The organism is Bacteroides sp., assembly GCF_028690125.1.
GTDB lineage: Bacteria > Bacteroidota > Bacteroidia > Bacteroidales > Bacteroidaceae > Bacteroides.
The window spans coordinates 64,548-86,458 of sequence record NZ_JAQVBV010000002.1; the positions used below are offsets into that span (position 1 = coordinate 64,548).

10 protein-coding genes are annotated in these 21,911 nt (G+C 40.1%); 1 reads left to right on the forward strand and 9 read right to left on the reverse strand.

Annotated features, from left to right (window positions below):
* Positions 1-14: 14 nt before the first annotated feature.
* The 6 genes from PHO71_RS01865 to PHO71_RS01890 all read right to left on the reverse strand — a co-directional run bounded on the left by PHO71_RS01865 (position 15) and on the right by PHO71_RS01890 (position 12,165).
* Complete coding sequence (locus PHO71_RS01865) at positions 15-3,119, reverse strand: TonB-dependent receptor (RefSeq protein ID WP_300198079.1); 3,105 nt, start codon at positions 3,117-3,119, stop codon at positions 15-17.
* Between the two features lie 36 nt (positions 3,120-3,155).
* Entirely contained in the window at positions 3,156-4,526 is a 1,371-nt protein-coding gene (locus tag PHO71_RS01870) for an IPT/TIG domain-containing protein (protein WP_300198082.1), read from the reverse strand.
* Positions 4,527-4,832: 306 nt separating this feature from the next.
* Positions 4,833-6,170 (reverse strand): sulfatase-like hydrolase/transferase, encoded by a 1,338-nt coding sequence (locus tag PHO71_RS01875; RefSeq protein WP_300198086.1) that lies wholly within the window; start codon positions 6,168-6,170, stop codon positions 4,833-4,835.
* A gap of 896 nt (positions 6,171-7,066) precedes the next feature.
* Positions 7,067-9,751: a family 78 glycoside hydrolase catalytic domain gene (locus PHO71_RS01880; RefSeq protein WP_300198089.1), complete on the reverse strand. Its 2,685-nt coding sequence runs from the start codon at positions 9,749-9,751 to the stop codon at positions 7,067-7,069.
* Positions 9,752-9,829: 78 nt separating this feature from the next.
* Entirely contained in the window at positions 9,830-11,239 is a 1,410-nt protein-coding gene (locus PHO71_RS01885; protein WP_300198092.1) for an SGNH/GDSL hydrolase family protein, read from the reverse strand.
* Between the two features lie 62 nt (positions 11,240-11,301).
* Positions 11,302-12,165, reverse strand: a complete 864-nt coding sequence (locus PHO71_RS01890) for an alpha/beta hydrolase-fold protein (RefSeq protein ID WP_300198095.1) — start codon at positions 12,163-12,165, stop codon at positions 11,302-11,304.
* A gap of 326 nt (positions 12,166-12,491) precedes the next feature.
* Between PHO71_RS01890 and PHO71_RS01895 the strand changes: the two genes are divergently transcribed.
* Positions 12,492-13,706, forward strand: a complete 1,215-nt coding sequence (locus tag PHO71_RS01895) for an LruC domain-containing protein (RefSeq protein ID WP_300198098.1) — start codon at positions 12,492-12,494, stop codon at positions 13,704-13,706.
* A 140-nt stretch (positions 13,707-13,846) separates the two neighbouring features.
* Here PHO71_RS01895 and PHO71_RS01900 read toward each other — a convergent pair whose 3' ends face one another.
* From PHO71_RS01900 to PHO71_RS01910, 3 genes are read right to left on the reverse strand one after another with little or no spacing between them, the layout of a single operon-like run.
* The gene (locus tag PHO71_RS01900) at positions 13,847-16,930 is read right to left on the reverse strand and encodes a discoidin domain-containing protein (RefSeq protein WP_300198101.1); all 3,084 of its coding nucleotides are present in this window, start codon (positions 16,928-16,930) and stop codon (positions 13,847-13,849) included.
* Between the two features lie 48 nt (positions 16,931-16,978).
* The gene (locus tag PHO71_RS01905; protein WP_300198104.1) at positions 16,979-19,315 is read right to left on the reverse strand and encodes a GH92 family glycosyl hydrolase; all 2,337 of its coding nucleotides are present in this window, start codon (positions 19,313-19,315) and stop codon (positions 16,979-16,981) included.
* Between the two features lie 33 nt (positions 19,316-19,348).
* Positions 19,349-21,910 (reverse strand): glycoside hydrolase family 38 C-terminal domain-containing protein, encoded by a 2,562-nt coding sequence (locus PHO71_RS01910; RefSeq protein WP_300198107.1) that lies wholly within the window; start codon positions 21,908-21,910, stop codon positions 19,349-19,351.
* Position 21,911: the final 1 nt, after the last annotated feature.

Below are 21,911 nucleotides of genomic sequence, written 5' to 3' on the forward strand. Positions count from 1 at the left end.
ATTTATACATCGTATTAGAAATTCAGGTAAAGTTGAAAAGAGTAACGTGCAGGTAATGGATAAGCCTGCCCGCAAGCATTAGCCTGTTCCGGATCGAACAACTTTACAGAGTCCCATACAGCTAAGTTTTCACACATTAACTGGATATTCATGGATTGAACTCCAAGAACACGCTGTAATGCAGGTACTTTCAGAGCATAACTTAAACTCAATTCCTGCAAACGCAAATAGCGTGCATCTCCCATCCAGAATGTAGAAGGTTTCGTATTATTTTGGCTTTTACCATAGTATAAGCGTGGGAAACGGGCATTTGGATTTTCCGTAGCTGGGTCACCGGAATATTCGGCCGAAATCCAACGATTTGCCTGATTATAAGCAATATCCATTACATTTCCCTTGTCGCCTTGATTAAATGGGATATATCCATCGAATTTACTGCCATCCGATCCACCATACAAGAACTTGTTACGTCCTGTTCCTTTAAGCAATACATTTAATGTCCATTTCTTATAGTGTAATTCAGCACCGATACCATACATTAATTGTGGCACTCCTGAATATGCAAACAAAGGTACTTTATCGTCATCCGTAATTTTACCATCACCGTTTACATCTTTATATTTAATATCACCGGGACGTACCGTACCAAATTGAGCGGGGCTCATATCTACATCCTGTTGGTCTTTAAACAAACCTAAAGCCACAAATCCACGTTGCACATTATTAGCAAAACCATTATTCTCCAAATAAGCATAAGGCTTCTTTGTATCTTCCCAATTCAGGATTTTATTCTTACTCAATGTAAAATTACCACGCAAAATTACATGAAAGTCTTTGCCTATAGGCTGGTAAAATTCCAAATTACCATCACCACCCCAGCTCTTCATACGTCCCACATTACCATAAGGCATCTGAATCAAACCTACATAATCAGGTATCTGTTTACGTTCTTGGAAAATACCATCACGTGTATCTTTAAAATAATCTACTGTCAATGTAATTTTATCACTAAACAAGTGAAGGTCCATACCTACATCAAACTTCTTAGCTTTTTCCCACATCAGGTTGTCACCGCCTACTTGTTGTTCGGTCAAACTGCCTGTTCCTCCCCAAGGATTAGAAGTATCAGTCTTTTCTTCAATAAGAGTCAGATAAGGGAAGCGTCTGCTACCAATACGGTCATTACCTACTACACCATAAGATACACGAAATTTCAAAAAGTTCAACCAGCTTGCATTTTCTTGCATAAAGTGATAAGAAGTTGGTACCCAAGCCAATGCTCCTGCGGGGAAGAATCCGTACTGTTTACCCGGTTTAAAATTCTCGGAACCATTCAGACCGAAGTTCAAATCGATAAAATAAGTATCTTTTAAACCATAGGTAAAACGTCCTGAAAGACTTTGATATCGCTTAGGAATAGCTCCCATACTATTGCTTGCACCAGTTTCCGATGTGTCTTCAAGATAGTAAAATAATAAACCACCTATCCGATGATCACCAAAAGTACGATCATAATTAACACTAGCATCCATATATAACTTTCTCCATACCCATGAAGCACTATTATACTGTGCAGTCTTTGCGTCAGATATTTTTTCAAAACTCAATGTCCCGTTATAGTTACGCTCTTTAGCCGCTTCATACAATGCCGGCATTTTATAACGTGCTTCTCCAAACAAACTTTGAGTATCCCAAGACCCTTGTACCTTAGCTGTAAGTCCCTTGGTGATCATAGATAAGTCCTGTGTAATTCCTAAGGTAACTAAGTTTCTTGTATTTTGTTCTTTGGCATTACCTGTATAATTGAGCAATACATAAGGAGATATTTCATCTTTGGTTCCCACTGCCGGGTAATATCCGTTAGAATAACGCAAAGGATAACTAATCGGAGTAGTCTTTGCCTGCGAACTCCATAACCAGTCTGTAAGGCTGACGCCTCTCGAATATTCACCCATACTTGGACGGTTATTCACAGACAGATATCCGGTTGCACCGATATAAACCTTCGTTGTTTTAGTTAAATCAATATCCAGGTTCAAACGGTAATTATACGTATTATAACCGACCCCTTTATTATACTTACTATCTTTTGACGCATTATAAGCAGAAGATTCTTGCGACATACCTAAACTAGCAAAATAACGGGCTACACTACTTCCTCCCTGAGCGCTGACATAATAGGTCTGTTGAAAAGAATTAGGATTCAATATGACATCTTGCCAATCAATATTCGGATAAACATCAGGGTCTAGTCCATATTTAATAATATCCATTTCCGTCGAATTATAAATAGGTTCCATCCCTGTAGCAACAGCAGCTTCATTTGCCATTCCGGCATATTGAGTAGCATCAATATAATTAGGCAAACGTTTTAAATGAGAAATTGTAATGTTGGCACGGCCATTAATCCTCAATTTAGATTCTAAGCCTCGTTTTGTGGTTACTAAAACTACTCCATTTGCACCACGACTACCATATACTGCTGTAGCGGCTGCATCCTTCAATACCGAAAAACTTTCAACATCAGCAGCATCTATCTGACTTAAACTACCTTCCAGACCATCAATTAACACCAAAGCTCCACTATTGGCACCAAAAGTTCCGATACCACGCACCCAGAATTCGGAAATATTCTTACCGGGTTCACCACTGGATTGTACACCAATCACACCGGCAACGCGCCCTGCTAATGTATTGACTATATTTGTAGCCGGAACTTCCAATTGTGCCGGTTCTATTGTTGTAATGGCACCAGCAACACTCACCTTGCGCTGAGTACCCATACCAACAACAACGACTTCATCAATTTTCTCAGTAGCGGGTTTCAAAGTAACTTTAATATCTTCCTGTTTTTTAGTCAGACGTAGTTCACAATTCTCATATCCTAAAAACGATACGACTATCATATCATAGAGATTAACCCCCAACCGAAACTTACCATCTATGTTAGTAGTTACTCCTACTCCCGGTTTATCTTTCACATATACATTTGCTCCCGGAACAGGTTCGTTAAATTCGTCGAAGACTGTACCCGTCAATATAAAACTCTGTTCCTTCTGTGCATGAAGTTGTATCACAAATGAAAGAAGCAAAGCAAAAATTACAAATATTCGATTCATAATTATATTAAATATAAAGTTATTAAGACAGATTCTTTATTCAATAGCTAACCGACGAATCGCACGATTTTCGGCATCTCCGATATACATCACATCGTCATTGTCAATACATATACCTAATGGTTTTTTAAATTGAGCATCTTCTGCATTACCATTCACATAACCTGATTTTTGTGGCTTTCCTGCCAATGTGGATACGTAACCCGTACTCATGGTAATCTTACGAATACAATGATTCTCTGTATCAGTCAAAATAAGATTCCCTTCCGAATCTACACAAATCTGTCCGGGTTTATTAAACATAGCTTGTCCTATTGGTCCATCCAAATATCCACTTTTACCTTCCTGTCCAGCCCAACAGTTCCATTCTTTAGTACGCAAATCGTATTTATAAATACAATGTTTATCATTAACAGAGAAGTAAAATATATTATCGTCATTAGGATCAAAAACAAGGCCGTAAGAAGAACCATCTTTAGTTCCAACCAAATCTCCATTTGTAAGATTTTCCCCTTTAGCTTTATCTACATCTATCCGAACAAGGTTTCCGCCTAACATTCTTGAGTACATCTTACCATCTGGTCCCATTGAAAAGTTATTTTTGGCTGCCCAAACTCCAAAACCTTCAATATTAGGAAAGTTGGAATCGTCCCATACCACTGCATTAATAAGTGTAGTTGGTGCATAGTTTGATTTTGGATCAAATTGAAGAACTTCATGCGTGTCTCTATTAGCCCAAAACTGATATACTATTCCATCTTTTTTATTATATCCTAAAATCGGAGAATTAAACATTGCATTAATATCTTCCTTCAGACACACTAGCTTATCAGCCTCCTCATTCAGCATGAATGCCGCAAACTTGCCATTATTATCCACTAAAAAGAATACATTTTTATCTTTATCCACACAAATACATCTGTCTATATTTGCTCTAAATTGTGCTTCAGACAGTTGCACAATTCCTTTAGGGTTCTCTGTTGCACTTGTTGCTCCTCCCACTAACGTAGTTACAGTAGTTTGGATATGATAATCAAATGTCTTATTATACTGTCCAGTCTTATCTTCAACTTGCACTTTAATGTCACAGGCCGGTTCTTCTATCGTTGAAGCTCGTTTAGGAGCCAGAACCAGCATTCTATTATTTTTTACAGAAATCACAGCAGCCTCTTTATCGTTGAAAAAGACTTTTACCTTATCCTTACTATTCCCGAAATTAGATCCATTTAAAATAACTTGAGTAGCAAGTTTTCCTTCAGCCGGGTAAAAATCAGTCAACTCTATCGGTTTATTGGGATCATACCCTGAAGTTGATTCATCATCGTCTTTGCAAGACGAAAAACAACAGCCTACTGCCAAGCATACAAGCCATTGCCATTTAAAACATTTTTGTAATAAGTTTCTCATAGAATACCATTTTTAGAGTTTATAGTATGTTAATAACCACATTTTCTGTTTTAGTTATTTTATCTTTATTTGCTATTATTCTATTTGTATATATAGTATGTCGAATAGCTAGACATAAACCACTAAAGAAAATCTATTATTTTTTTATATTCTACAACATAGTTGTTGTCAATCACTTTTAATATCGGCTGAAGGATTGCCCGGACTATCTATTATCCGGAAGTTTCGGGGAATAGACATACAAGAAGCAAGGATAAGAAGTAGTTCACTTCTTGTCCTATTCATTTTTTAGGGTTATCAATCCTCCTATTTTTTCTTTATTTCTTTTGGAAGAGACTTTTCATATTGCTCCCTAAGCACCAAGAGTTCCTTGACTTTTTCGGGATATTTATCCTTTAGATTTTCGGACTCAGCAGGATTTTCTTTCAGGTTGGTGAGATATAATCCTTCGATTACTTTGTTTTTATCGTTTGGAAACACATCTATAGCATTGTTTATCAATTTCCAATCACCGTTACGGACGGCCCACTGGTTATCAAAATCAAAATGAAGCGTTTCGTGAGGCGATTGCAACATACTGCCTTTTATCAAAGGAACCAAACTTTTTCCGTCCAGTTCTAGTCCTTCCGTATCCATCTCACAGATTTCGGCTATCGTGGGGAACCAATCGATATTCATGGCAATCTGATCTCTGACTTCGCCTTGCGGGAAATGCCCGGGCCACGAAACGATGGCGGGAACACGAATTCCTCCTTCAAACAACGAAAACTTACCTCCTCGATAATCTCCGCAATAACCACCTCCACCAAAGGTACGAACTTCGGTGCTATGTCCGTTATCCGACTGAAAGATCAAAATAGTATTTTTATCCAATCCCTGAGAAGCCAGGAATGTACGAAGCTCGCCCAGATAGTCATCGAATGTAGATACAAAAGCAGCATACATCCGGCGTGGATTGGGTAACTTAGAATAGTATTCCAGCCACTTTTCACTGGGTTGCAAGGGGTAATGTGGAATATTGACAGCCCAGTACAGGAAGAAGGGACGCTCTTTATCACGATCTTTAATAAAGCCTTTCGCCTCTTTCAGGGTTTCGGCAGTGAAGAATTTGCCCGGTTCATAGATTTCCTGTTCGTTCCTCCACAGATCGTGCATATTGGGACCACCCCAGTAGTAAAAATGAGAATAACTATCGACACATCCTCCCCGAAATCCCCAGAAGTAGTCGAATCCACGGGAATTGGGAGCATATTCCTTCCATGAACCCAAATGCCACTTTCCGATACAAGCAGTTTGATATCCGTTCTTCCGCATACGTTCGGCAAGTGTTTCTTTATGGAGTGGCAGACCTGTCCATCCGGCATTACCGGTCAATCCGGCTCGTTTAGTATATTGTCCGGTGAGCAAGCTGGCACGGGAAGCAGAACTGACCGGAGCTGCATAAAATTGAGTAAACCGCACGCCATGTGCCGCCAGCGAATCGATGTTTGGTGTGCACAAATCCGGCGCACCAAAGCAATTGGCATCCAGTGTACCGTGATCATCGGTATAAATAATGATCACATTAGGTTTTGTTTGCTTAGCTTCTATCATTCCTGCCAGTAAGCAACCTCCTCCTATAAGAATGAAAGTTTTTTTCTTCATCTGTTTCCCTTGTCCCGTTAATATTCTGCTTTACGTTATCCTTTTTCAGAAAACAGGTTCCTTTTACCTTAAAAAAAACATCAAACCTATCCAAAACGTATTCCATCCATTCCTCCGGTCATCAAACAAAGACTAACAATCTGACCGAAACATGATTCTGGAAATTCAAACACCTATTCTAACCTTTTATCTTAACCTTAATAATCTATTGAACTTTATATTAAAACGAATAAGAATGAAAGTACCACTAAAAGAATGAAAGAAATAATGATATAAAGTTGAATAATAATATTTCTATCATCTGGGCTGTTAGTTCCATGTTCAAATTCTGCACAAAATCCCTCCGGGAATTATCCCCAGAAGGTATTTCATCTCCGACAAGGAGCATAGCGAGTAATATAGTAAAAGACGGGATATTAACTCAAAGAAAGAAGGTAGGGAACTTTAATGGAAGACTTGACGCAGAAGATTAATAGATAAGTTCCTCGTGCCCCTTACTTAAGTTGTTCTTCCTTAAGAGATAAGTTTCTTTTAATTGGAACAAATCTATAAACCAAACTTGCGTTTTTACAAATGAAACTTTCGTTTTTATAAATGCAAATTGCATTTGTACAAACGCAAGTTGCATTTATAGATTTCAATTAATTAAAAGGAAGTTTACTATTAGAGCAAAGGAAGTTTATCTCTAATAGAATGGAACTTAAGTATTAATACTCTGCAAGGAGAGAATGGATAGGGAACAAAGTAGCAAATAAGATTGGTTGTAGACCTTTACGGAATATCGGTGATAGGTGATAGAGGGTGATAGATAAAAAACAACCTATCACCGCATGAAAGTACCATCAACAGCGAGTTTCGGAGTATGCGGTGATAGGTGATAGAGGAAATGCGTTTTTTTATTGTGGGGAGAGTTCAAAAACAAAATCAGATTGTCCCCCGGCTACCATAATCGTTTTCTCTTTGAGAGCAACCTTCTTCTTACCTTGTCTGCACGACGTAGCATGATGGGGGATGGAAAGCGTAGCGGTAGTTCCTGCCGGAATGGTAAGTTGAAGGTTCAATTGGTTATCTTTCAGTTGCCAACTGACAGCAATAGTACCATAAGGAGATTCTTTCGTAGCTTTCGCCCAAGTCAGACCGACGGGTATTTGCGGATCAATGTATACATGACGATATCCGGGGACCGTTTCGTCTTGTCGGATTCCGACTATTGCTTGGTAGAACCAGGTTCCAATGCCATTGTAACAGTTGTGTACCCGGCTGCGCTCCCCACTCCAGTATTCCCACGTAGCGGTAGCTCCATGATCTATCATATACAGATAACCGGGATAATCGCGTTTTTTCATCATCCGGCAAAGAAAATCTACTTCCTTATTCCGGGTAGCCCATTCGGTCAGGATAGGTACTCCCACCAAGCCAACTGCAATATGTCCTTTATGTTTATCTTCGGTGATTGCCATCATGTTTTTCTTTACTTTATCATACAACGTATCGGGCACTACACCTACCAACATCGGATAGCACATATCCAACTGTGAACCTGTGGAGTAGATTCCTTCATCTGCACGATAAAAGGTCTGATGGATCAATCGGTTCAGTTTCTCTTTGCGGGCAGTGAATTCATGTGCTTCTTCTGTCCGTCCCAATGTGGAGGCGATCTTATTCATTGTGCCCAGACACTCGCTGATAAAGCAGTTGTTCACCAGATCGACAGATGATTGCGCGCCGGCATCGACCCCCATCGGCGCCAGCCAATCGCCCAGATACCAATTACGGTATTCGGTATCCGGCCAACGCTTCAATAAACCGTCTACCGTATACCGGTCCACATACTTGAACCATTCTTTCATTTGGGCATAATACTTTTCAATCAGCCGTGGGTCGTTATAATTGATATAGGTACGCCAGGGAGCTTGCACAATAAATCCACACCAATAAGGTCCGCCACCATCGGCGCCCCGATTGGGTCCTACATGAGGCAGACTTCCTCCTTCACGCATGGCGTCTCCCCAGCCCTGAAGCCAATTCACGTAAGTTGGTGCTACATCGTACATGGTTTGCAGACTCATGGTGGACGAGTTTCCGTCGCCACCGTATCCGGCACGTTCGAGATGCGGGCAATCTACCATGTATCCACTAAATGTGAGGCACTTCATCGTGTACTGAATCATATCATGAATAGCATTCAAGTCGGGGTCGGAACATTCGAAAGTAGACGTTTGCCGATAATCTCCATGAATTTGCAGAGACTTCATCGATCCGGTTTCTGGTTTCACCGGAAGATTGGAGATACGTACGTACCGATAAGAATGGTGATTGAATTTATTTCTGAAACTCTCTCCTTTCTTACCACCGGATATATAAATATCACTTTCACCCTGTGAGTCAAATTCTCCTTCTTTGGTCAGATTATCGCTGTACTCCATAGTGATTTCGTGTCCGGGAGGCAATATAGGCATTGTCATTTCAAACCATCCGGTTTGTACTTTTCCCATGTCTACGAGCCAGGTGTTTCCGTTCAGGTTTTTGATAGAAACAGGTTGCAAGACTTGAAAGACTTTGTTTGGCTCACACATTTGAGGTGAGGCAAGATGTTCCGGCACTTCGACTACTTCTACCGGAATCCACTTCATTTTATCGAGAGTTTGAGAGGACAGATCTGTCGGCAGGATACTTCCATCAACCCGTTCGCCCCCGAATTGCAACGCGCACCAGTTACCCGTATCCGAGTAACCACTCTCGCGTCCGCTCCACGAACGATCTGTTTCAGCCAATACTTCCCACTGACCGTTTCTTAGTATATCCAGTTCGGCTTTCACCAACGGTCCGTCATAGGCGGCGCCGAAAGTTGTTTTCTTATACCATCCCTGTCCAAGCCAAATCAGCAGGTCGTTTTCACCCGTTTTGAGGTAAGGGGTAACATCATAAGTGACGATGAGCGAACGTTTGCCTAATTGCGACACGGCAGGGGCAAGGACATTCTCACTTACTTTCTTTCCATTGATGTATACTTCGTGATATCCCAGTGAGTTCACATGAAGGAAGGCTGTCCCTTCCTCTTCCACCTTCACTTTCTTACGGAGTATGGGAGCGCAGACTTTACCTCCTTCCGCAGAGGAGCCGATATAGGAACCGTGAAATTGGTCTTTCGCCAGAAGTCCGACAGAAAAGCGTGCCACGGGACTCCATTCGGAAACTTGTCTTTTCCGGTCCCACACACGTACTCTCCAGTAACACAGGGACCGGGAAGTCAGGGGCGATCCTTGATAGGGTACCATTACCGAAAGGTCAGACTTGAGCTTTCCCGACTTCCACAAGTCGGCTTTATCACGAACGAGCAACAGACTGTCCGTTGCTACCTGAATCTCATAGCAGGCTTGTCCCTGCTTCCATCCATTCCCTTTCAACTTCCAACTGAAGTGAGGGGTGATGTTGTCGATTCCCAAAGGATTGACCAAATTCTCACACTTTAGTTCTTCCAATGAGAAAGAACTGTTTTTATCTTTTCCATACATCACCGCCGATACGGTGCAAAAGTAGTATATCAATGTGATGCCTAACAGATACTTTATGTTTCTCATAAAAAATAGGATAAAAGAAGTAATATCCTCAAAAATAACTTATAAATGAATACTACGCAACATTTAAAACAAGTTCTTTTAGATTTTATCTATTTTCGTTAGTTTCACCCGATGCTTGACAGGTTTATTTATTTTATAAATCCGATTTACTATCGTATTCATATAGTTATTCCATACTTCGCGTATTTCAGGATACATGGCTTTGGTGTACCATTCGTAACTAGCCCTGAGAAATGGATCTTTGGGCAAGTGTTCCCGAAGTTTGTTTGTTGCCTCCTGATTATTGGCAAACAGCAGACCTTCTTTTTTCAGGAAGGTGTATTCAGTCCATAAGTATTCTCTGAAACGCTTCTCCACTTCAAAACGTTCTTCGTTCAGATACATAATCTTCATCGCCTGTTGATATTGTGGAGTGGTCGGATATTCAGCTAAGTTTATTCCGCCGGTCAGTTGTTCAGACGAAATGTCGTCAATGAATTGTTCATCAATGGTCAATCGATAGATTCCTTTCTCCAGATGGGTAACCCGCAAACGTTCCTGATTGAATTCTTCCATAAACGGAACCAGTTGCATGGCGTCGCGTTGCGACCTTTGATTTCCCCAGCCTTGTCGTGGTATCGAATCCAAAGGATAAGGAAGCGCGTTGGCGAGATAGTCAAAGCTCAAACTACCTTCTTCTTGCTTTAGCTTTGAGATCTTGCAATTCTTATGGGTGATTACACTCGACAGCTTCGCATCAATGGCAATTTCCGCCACTTCGTTTCCTGCCTGCCCCTGAGCTTTCAGAAACAGATAAGCCATCACCATCTGACCGTCATTATCGGGATGAATTCTGTCCAACCTACAGAAACTAAATGTAGAATCTTTCTTCTGTTCTTTCAGGCTTATTTCTCTCATCGGTTGGTTGAAATCGACAAAGCCCCAACTATTCTTTTGAGCCGATACACGTTGAGCGTCGATGATCTTCAGAATAGCATTGTTTTTGTTCTGAAAAAGAAGACTGCTAAACTTGGCTGTTTCGTCATACGGCGAACCGCCTATCAGTACTTTCGTCACTTTATCTGCGGCTAATAACCGTTTTTCTATCTCCTTGTAACTAGTCAGCGATTTCTCTATCTGCCGTTCAGACAGCTCCTTTGCATTGTCTTTCCAGTAGATATCATACCCTGTATCATTCATTCCGAAAGTGAGGGTTACATAAGTCGGTTTTCTGTTGAACACGTCATTTTCGAGGCGATCTTTCATGTCCCACGCACTCTCTCCGCCAATCCCGGCATTCATAATGGTGATGGGCTTATTGGGAAAACGGGTCATGTAGTACAACCATACAAACGAATGATAATGTCCGCCATGCGTGATACTGTTCCCTACAAATACCACCCGTTCGCCTTTCCGAAAAGGGGGTATCCCCGATTGTGCCCACAGACTGCCGTAGCAAATACAAGCCAACAACAGAAAGAATACCTTACTGCTTATTTTGTGATTCATCTTAATTTATACACTTTATCACTACACCCGAAGCTTAATCATTCAATCGGGACAATAGTTTTTTAAAATTGAGTAAACGATTTCGATACAAACTCCATAACTTCGGGTAGTTCCATACGCCAGTAGCTCCAGGAATGTCCACCATCTTTCACGCGATATTCATGACCAATCTCATTCTGTTTCAGCAAAATGTGTAACAGACTATTTTCTATCGTCAGAAAGTCATCATCTCCGCAACTGATGTACCAGCGTATCCATTTAATCGTATTTAATTTGTCTTTTGAAGAGTTTAAAAGACTTTGTATATCAAACTGTTTAGAGTATTCTTCGGCTTTATCAGCAGGAATCTTAGACATATCTACCATACCTTTCATCTGCTCTACAGTCCAACGACCCGAAACTGCGCTCAAAGGGGCTGCTGCCGCAAACATTTCCGGATGGTGGAGTGTGTAAAATAAGGCTCCACCGCCTCCCATCGAAAGTCCGGATACGGCACGATAGCGTTTTTCCGGACGCGCTCTGTATGTTTTCTCTATATGGGGAATGAGTTCTTTCATAAAGAAGTCTTCATAATTGTAGCTTCCGTCCGGCAGATTAAAGTATCCTTTATGTACCGTGTCAGCATCGGGCATCACGATGATCATCGGTGTTGCTTTTCCTTCGGCTATTGCCTTATCGGCAATTCGTTGTACTTGTCCGAACTGCACCCAACCCGTATGGTTGTCTCCATGCCCGTGCAAGAGATATAATACCGGATAACTACAATCGTTCTCGTCATAACCGGCCGGTAAGTATACGGAATAATGGCGTTCCATACCTAATATCTTACTTTTCACCGTATGAGTCTCATACACTTTGCTACTTTGAGCAGATGAAGTAGTAGCTAAACTTATAAATGCTAGTGCAAATAATAAAATCTTTTTCATGGTAAGTTTACATTTATGTATTCATTGTCATTCAAACACAACTAAACTAGAAGACGATTAAAATGAATTAAACCACTAAATCAATCTTTTTATTTTTTTTCGAACACGGATAAAAGCCCATAAACATTCCTCCCCTCTTTAATTATTTATCTATAGCAACTTCTTTATTATTTCTCATTTATAGCTAGTTTATTCTCCAAAACCAACGAAAAAAGGTAATATTTGCAAATAAAAACCAGCATTCGGATAAAATATACAACTTTTTTTGTTAGTATCACTTAATATTTGTTTCTTTGTACCAAACAAACAAATAATGCTATATTTTCATGAAAAAGCTAGCTCTAATTTTTACTGCAACCATTTGTTTTCTGAGTTCATGCCAAAAAGATCTCTACGATCCTGAACAGGCAAAGCAAAATCAGAAAATGACAGACCTAGTCATTCCTGCTGATTTTAATTGGGAAATGACTCAAAATGTCACAAGTAATTTAACCTCGCGCGCGAATACCAGAGTTTCTGTATTCACTGACAGTGAATGTACCAATAAAATTGGTGAATATACAGTATATTCTGAAGCCAATGAGGTCCCAATTGTATTCAATGTGCCATCTGCTTTAAAGGAATTGTATGTACAGCCACAAGGACAATCTGCACAGGCCGTTAAGATAGAAAATGGAAGTATCAACCAAGAACTTATCCAAACAACTACAATCAGAGGAGGAAAGAATGACGATACAGAAGATATAGAAGAATACGATACTTTTGAACGTCAATGGTATACAGTTATGTTTGAGGATATGTTCCCTAAATTAGGGGATTATGATTTCAATGACTTTGTTGCCAATTATAAGTATTCTACTAAATGGTCATCCAAGAACAATCCAAAGCTGGAAAGCATCACTATAGACGTTAGAATCAATGCTATTGGTGGAAATTTACCTTACTCACCTTATCTGCGTATTGAAGGCCTTAACTCAGCTAATAACATATCATCCATTACTCCTTCAGAATATGTAGAACGCATTCGTCAAGGTACAGACAATGGAAATGGTGCTGGAAATAAAAGCATTACACTTAAGTTAAAGAACTTGGATTTTACCCCTAAACCTTACGAGTTTATTAATACTCAAACTGATCAATCTATAAAAGATCCGGAAACTATTACTATTACTATCGACTTTAAAAACGGGGGAAATAATGAGAATCAAGTAGGAGCTTTAGATTTTGATTTCTTCTTGGCAAATGACAATGGAATTGAAATCCATAAAAAAGGAAAGAAACCTGTTTTAAAAGGTAATACATATCCAACAAATATTGAAGGTGGTGAAGGAAACGACTTCTATAGCAATGAAAAAAACTATATTTGGGCTATTGAAATTCCCGGAGAAGTTCATCATGCTATCGAAAAAGCAGATTTTTTAAAAGCATATACAGGTTTTGCTAAATGGGCTGAAACGGGAGGTGTTTCAAATCCAGAATGGTATACCGGATCAGTAAATACTGATCTTATCATTGACTTATCTAATAAGTGGAACGAGTAAAAATAAAGAGGCTTTATTATATATTTAAGAAAAAGAGGGCATAATTGACATTATGCTCTCTTTTTTATGTACTTACAAAACTTAACGGTCCACAACACTCTATATACAAAACGATGCACAGTACCGTTATAATAATTATATTATATATCTAGTTTATTCTGTTCCGCTTTCCCATATTGTTTCACTAATACACTTACTCCACCTTTCAGTAATTCAGGTTGGGCTTCCACGCTGATAATTTTTTCCTCACCCGGCATCAAAGTTATATAATTGTCAGACATAATCACTGGAAGTACACGCTCCTGAGTTTCTTTATTGATCAGTCTCACACGATTGGCAAAAGCCACAGTCTTAGAATTGTTTTTCAATGCAATCTTCATCTTTCCATCAGACATAGACTTTTCTACCAACTTACATGACAGTTCAGCTTCCGGCAACGTATTCAACAACCTATAATCAAGATCATCCACTCCATTTCTCCAATAAAAGTTTTCTGATAACAAATCACCCTTCGCATCTGTCAATTCTAATTTTATGAAATGAACTGGTGTCAGCTCATCTATCTTTTTTGACTTATCACCGTATACCTCCAATTCAAACAGTGAATATCCGAATTGCGAAGCACGCTTGATACCTGCCAGTTTCACATAACGCGCAGTAACCGGTTCTAATTCTATTTTCTCCGTACCACCTTTTCCCGCTTTATTCGTATAAACCGTTTTCCACTCTTTCGCATCGTTAGAAACTTGCAAATCATACTCTTTGGCACAAGCAGCTTCCCACTTCAGAACAACATTTTCAATCTTTTCCTCTTTTCCAAGATCAATGTAAATCCACTGAGGATCATTGTATTCACTTTCCCAACGGCTTCCGGCTCCTCCGTCGGCAACCATCGAAGCATTTTTGGAAGTACCTGTCGATGAAGAAGCTACCGCATTCTTTCCAAAAGCCAGATTAGAAGGATTAAAGTTCAATGTAAAGGCTTCTGCAATATTACTGGCAGCTACATCTATCTGTTTCGTCTGTCCGTACGTTGATACTTCTTTCCCATTGAAATCGTAAATTGTAGCCTTGGCAACTGCACCTTTCAGATCTTTAGCAGTAGTATTTACGGCTTTTATACTATTGTTGGAAGCATTCCACTGAATATGCAAATGCTCACAAGCTTTCTTCGCTCCCCAATAAGCTCCCGTAGGATCATAGTAATAATCGTAAGTCTGCCATACAAACGAAGGATAGGCAGGATGACTCATCCAAATTAAAATACCTGCGGCATCATTCCACATTTTGTCATTCCATGCTTCATACATTCCTTTCATTACTTCAATATTCAGCAATTGAGCCTTTTCGCAGAACTCTTCAAGACCGGACGACTCTCCGTATTGAGTATTCACTGAATTCTTATAATTGATCGGATTAGCATTCGAAGCCTCTTTTCCGAAGAAATGTTTGTTCCAGACATTATCATCATCGTTCTTTAACTGCTCATCGGTAGGCAAAGGCCACCATGACTCTTCGGGAATAAATAACTTCACACTTTCGAACGTGGGGAAAGTGGCTGTACCTATCTCTGTACGCATACCGTAACCATGATCAATACCATACGGATATGCCGGTGTATTAAATGCCAGATTACTGCCCGAAGTTTCAAAATGATGTCTTGGAGGTTGATTTCCCCACCAACCACTTCCGGATAGACCGTCCTGATTGGAGCAGGATTTATACATTCGGTCGTTATTATCTTCTTTAGCAACCATTTCCCGCAAATAATTATCTAGTTCCGGTTTCGGACTTGTCTCATTAGCTCCGCACCAGATTGCAATGGAAGGATGATTTCTAAGACGTTTGACTTTATCAAGAGCATTCACCTTAAAGGCTTCCGGCTCCGCAACATCATTATAGGCAACGTATAACCAAAAATCATTCCATACCATGATACCATATCGGTCACAATAATCATAAAAAGCATCGTCCGTCACACATCCTGTCCACAGACGAATCATATTGTAATTCATCTCTTTATGTAGTCTGATCTTCGTCTCATACTCTTTGCCCTGACAACGAAGCAGATATTCGCTCATCCCCCAGTTTCCACCTTTTACAAAGACTTTTTGCCCATTGACAAAGAATGTCATAACAGGATATCCGACGGCATTATCAACCATCTTATACTCATACTTCTTAATACCAAACGAAATTTCTTTTTCATCCGATACTTCACCGTCTACGGAACAAGTCAGTTTGCAAGTATAAAGATTCGGTTCACCGTAACCATTCGGCCACCAAAGTTTCGGGTTATCGATGACTAACTGAGTAAATTCGTCCTTATTAATAGCAACTTTGGAAGTAGTTCCCCCCTCTATCTGAAAATCTTTAGAGAAAGAAATATTTCCCGGCTGAATAACACCCGAAACTACTACTTTCTTTGGAGAAGAAGAGGCGTTTCTCATATCTGTTGAAATAGAAATCTCTGCTTTTTCCAATGTAGGTAGTTCAGAACGTACCCAAGGATCTTCCATTACTACATCTCCGGTAATGGCGAGATACGTGTTACCCGTGATACCGGCCAAGCGTCCCGGAATATATGGAATCCAATCCCAACCTGCACCTGCCAGATAACTGGGACTACAAGCAACTCCATAAGGGTCTGTAGCTTTTCGTGTCTTTTTCTGGTCAGGATCGGTAATCAAAACTGCAATCGCATTTTTACCTGACTTCTTTATCAGATCGGTCACATCAAATTTTGAACGTATCATGTGACCACTTACATCTTTGGTAGATGTCTTTGTTCCGGATATCTTCTCCCCATTAAAATAGAAGTCTGCATAACGGTTGGTATTGTCGAAATGAAGCCATACACGTTTGCCTTTTGAATAAGAAGCCGGAAGTTCAAATTCGGTCCGATACCAGAAAGGACGGTTATAATAGGTCTCGTCTACTTTGTAAATATTATCGGAGTAGTCCGGATCAGGAACAATTCCCGCTTCAACGTAAGCAGTAAATACAGCTCCCGGAACTATACCCTTGACAGATTCGGTCATTTCATAGCCGGGCGTAGAGATCTGCTCACCGGTAGCAGTTCCCAAATCGGCCTGTGGTTTCACCTGCCAGACGATTTGAGGATTTGAACTGTTTAATGACATCGTTGAGGTTTGTGGAATACATCCCGAATGGGTAAAAACAACCACCCCCAACAATAAAAGAAGCTTAAACTTATTTATCATGTTGGTAAAAAATTTAAAATACTACTTATTATGCTAATTGTCCGTAGGTCAGATTCCCCAATTCATATTAGGTTGATCGCCCATATATAGTTCCAGAGTTCCTCCTGTTGCAATATCAGTGAAATCCAGATAACATTTATTATATTCTTTGCCGTTTAGTAGAGCTTTTTGTATATAGATATTATTTGCATTGTTATTGTGGGTGATTACCGTAAAGGTCTTTCCCTGATAATAATCAGGATCGAGACGGAATTCTACTTTACTGAAAACCGGACTTGTTATTTCCATCCGCGTATCACCCGGACAGGAAGGATGAATGCCGGAAGCCGACAAAATATACCAAGCTGACATTTGACCTACATCTTCGTTACCAACAATACCTTCTACTTTATTGGCATAAGCCTTCTCGCAAGTATAACGTGTCCACTTTTGTGTAAGCCAAGGCACATTAAGCCGATTGAAAAGAAAAGGAACAAAATGAACCGGCTCATTCGCATGATTAAAATACTTGTTCCAAAGCATATTGGACGGTGTCTTATTAAAGAAATCAGTCAGATCAGCAATTACCTTGTCTCTTCCTCCCATCAATTCGACCATTCCCTGAACATCATGCGGCACAAACCAACCTTGCTGATAGGCATTTGCCTCGATACAACCATACCATTCTTTAGTACGCGCATCTTCCGGCCATGCCACCCATGTACCGTCTGCATTACGCGGACGGAACCATCCTTTCTCTTTATCAAAGACATTATGATAAGCTTGTCCTTTTTCATGAAAACGTTTGGAATCTTCTTCTTTTCCCAAAGCTTTAGCCAATTGAGAAACACACCAGTCAGTATAAGCATATTCCAAAGTATGTGAGATACTCAATGATTCAGGAGAATAGCCTAACAAATCATTCCCAAATTTACGCGAAGTATTGACTGCATATTGATAAGCTTTTTCTGCGTCATAAGTTCGGATTCCTTTTAAATAAGCGTCAGCCAATACAGACAGTGCAGGATTTCCCAACATACAGCCGGAATATGAATTCAGAAACTCCCAACGCTCATAATATTCACGCCCGCTCTGATCTGCCATCGTTATCAATGAATTCAACTGATCACTTACCAGACGAGGGTTAATAATTGTTTGCAAAGGGAATTGACTGCGGAATACATCCCAACCGCTAAATATGGTACGCTTGGTAAACTTACCGTCACTCGTATATACCTTCTTATCTCCGCCAACATAGCGTCCGTCTACATCCGTATAGATACGGGGGTCTATCATTGTATGATACAGAGCTGTATAGAAAACGGCTTTCTCATCTTCGGTTCCACCGGATATCTTTATGCGGCTAAGTTCTTTATTCCACAAAACATCTGCTTCCCGTCGCACTTGTTCAAAATTTTTAGAAGCTATTTCCTGCTTGAAGTTATTGGCAGCACCTTCCATATCGACAAAAGAAATACCTACTTTCAATTCTACGTTTTCCCCTTCTTTAGTGGGAAATTCAGTAAAGAATCCAAGGTGCTTACCTTCCAATTCTTTTTTATCACGGATCACGGGAGATTCGGATACGCGAGTAAGATAAGGGATGCTTACCACTTCGTCGCGTTTACGTACCCAGTCATCGGGTATATCGGCACTCCAAAAGCCGTAATTGCTGATAGGCTTATCGAACCGAGCATAATAGTAAACAGTATAATCGGCATTTCCTTCGCCGTTTCCCCATCCACCACCGTCAGGCGTACACTTCATCCAACCTTGAATGGTATAATCATCTACTACTTTAATATATTGAGCAATAGATGTCCCCCCTACTCTACGCGCCAAATCAATTTGTATGCGTGATTGTTCGTTAGCAGGAAAAGTAAACCGTAAAATCCCGCAATGAGGAGTTGCACTACTCTCCGCTTTTATTTTATAATCTGTCAGTTCGACAGAATAGTATCCGGCTTTAGCTGTTTCTGTAGCTTTATTATAAGCAGAACGATAGCCTTTAATACTACCATCTTCTTTACCCGCTATTTTCTGTAATTCACCGGTTGTCGGCATCACAAGAAAATTACCCAGATCACCGCCCCAGCCAACTCCACTCATCTGTGTAAAGGCGAATCCTTCAATCGTTTTATGTTCATCACTATATCCTGATCCATTATCACCACCAGTTATTGTGTTGGGACTAACCTGAACCATCCCATAAGGAGTGGTAACACCTGGAAAAGTCTTACCTAATCCATGATAAACACCCGCAGCTCCAACACTAGTACTGGCTCCAATAAATGGATTCACATAGTCAGTAGGAGTAAAATCAGTTGTCACCTTATTTACAGACGAACATGATATCATCCATAGAAAGGAGCAAGCGACCAGAAGATTTGTAGTAATTTTACACATACACACAATTACGATTTTCTATATTTCAAATATTTAATTTATGCTCAAAAAGAAAGTCCTGATACCAAAGCGAGGCATTGAAACACTGATTTCGGATTTCCCGTTGCGTGTACTTATCTTCTTTCTTTCAATACATCTTCCATTCAAATCGACTTCTTCAACACCGGATAATGGCATAGTAAATGTGATTTTCCGAGAAGCATTATCGCCTTCCGCATTAAACAGACGCATCATTATCTTTCCATTTTGTAGGTTAGCAGCACTTAATTGATAACCGGTATCCTGTAAATCAATGAAAGTTTTCGATTCCAAATTTGCGGAAGAATGAAAAGCGGATAACAACGGCTCATTCCAACAGTCACTATTAGCAGAGATCGAGGCTTCATCCCATTTTCCGCGATGAGGAATAATGGCATAGTTGATTTTCATAGGTTGGGTAATCTTATAATCAGGTCCCCAAAGCCCCCCACCGGAATATTGCGCAGTCAATCCTAACGGGTAATCTTCTCCGTAAGAATATGAGGTGGTATGATCTGATAATAACGCCAACGCATAATCTCCTTTCTGCTCTGCCAGATCTACCCAATTAAGAATGATATTGTGCTTGATCTGGTCCCAGGAATTAAAGAAAGTGTTGTCCAACTTGCTTTCACAAACGTCAAACGGAGCATTCTTATAGACACGGGGAGAGTGAAGGTCTACCGGAAATAATACGCTTAGTTTAAACCGGTCATCACAATAAGCCCTGCGATTATCACGCCAGCTCTTTTCTTCGTACTCTCCGATACCTACGTTCTTCTTCCAATGAACGGTAAGATCAAAGTCAATCCGTTTTTGTCCACGAACAAGAGTAATGATCTGCGTAAAAGGATGTGTGGCGATTTCACCCTCTACCTGTAGTTTAGTTTCGTAATCATTATCACTCAATATAGTCATCCGGGCAGGAGCTTCCGTAGAAGAATGGAATTTACCTTCTTCATAAAAATATCCCCTCAATTCACCTAATGAATATTCTCCTTTACCTTTGGCAAACTCTTTATTCCCTTCTTTCTTATCAATCAAACTTTTAATAATTCCTCCCTTCGATAAATCAAAAATGATCTTATACATATCATTTTCAACCACATATTCCTGTCCGTCTACTTTTCTATCTCCTTTATTTCCTGAAAACATTCTTTTACCGGATTTGTTTTTCCGAACACGATAGGTGGAGTAACCGAAGGGAGGAACTTTTGCCATAAATAACAATTTTACTTCATCTCCTTCTCTTTCTAAAGAGTAACCTATTGATTTCTTTTTCCAATTACAAATTTCTAAATCCGAACCTGTATATTCACGAGGTAGTACGATACTTACCATTTCATTTCTGGGGGTACCGAGAGTGTTGTAAACTCGTATATAACCTTCGTCAGAAACAATCTTTTTATCCTGAATCTGCACCTTTTCATAACTCTGCATAGCCGCCGCTGTTATTCCGTCTGCAATTCCATTCGTACAGTCCGTCCAACGCTTAATTGCATCTGCCCATGTTCCCTTTTTGTCCAGCCCATTATAAGGTACAATCCATGAATCGTGGTGTTGAGAGAGCATCAAAGTACGCCATGCTTCATCCAAATCTGCTTGAATATAACTATACTTATTGTCCAAATGAGCCATTACGGATACTTTTTCAGCCATTACAATTTTATTCTCTGATGTACGGACTTCCCGCGCTATTCTTTGCAGCACCTGGCTCCCCCACATCAGATTCACCCGCATATCTTCTTGCGAAAAATGCCAATTGTCATCGGTTTTACCCGTGGAGATATTTTCAATATAGTCTCTCCACCTTACATATATAGAGTTATTTTTTGTATTGTCTCCGCTTCCTAGCCATGGACCATTCTTCCAACCTGCATCCTGATAGCACATACCTACCGGATGCTTGATCCCGGCATCTCTACAATCTTTTAAATAAGAGATCTCGTTACACCAGGCAGTCGTCTGCCAGGTAGAATTCTCTTCCAGTTTCTCACAGGCATATCGAGGAACGGTCAGTATGGAGGTTCCATCTTGGCCAACCCAGTTTACTAGTTCTCCACCATAAGCACTAGTATATCCTCCCCAACAAGTATTCGGACATTTTAATACTGCATACTTAAAGCCAAACTGCTTAAGTATCTGAGGCAAGCAGCTTGTGAAACAAGGTTCTTCCACCGAATAAGTAACAAAATCGACTTCCGGAAAATGCTTGTTTATCTTGTTAATACCATATTGAAACTGTCGTATTATGCTTTCTCCGGATATATTGTAGCAATAGGGTTGCGCATAAGTGGGATTGGTAAACTCCACCTGTTTACTTGTAGCTATATGTTTAAAACGAGCATATGCCTCAGGAGTCCTTACCTGCACCGTATCCCAGGTTTCAGGTTCTATCTCCAAGCCTATTCTCCATTCCGGATGACGGGATAATTGATCGACTATAAATTGCGTCTTCCATTCTACAGGATAATGACCATAAATTCCCCCATGATATCCATCCGCAAAATAAACTTGCTGTGAATGAACATAGGTACAAAACAATCCTGCTAATAATATAATATAAAACTTGTTCATG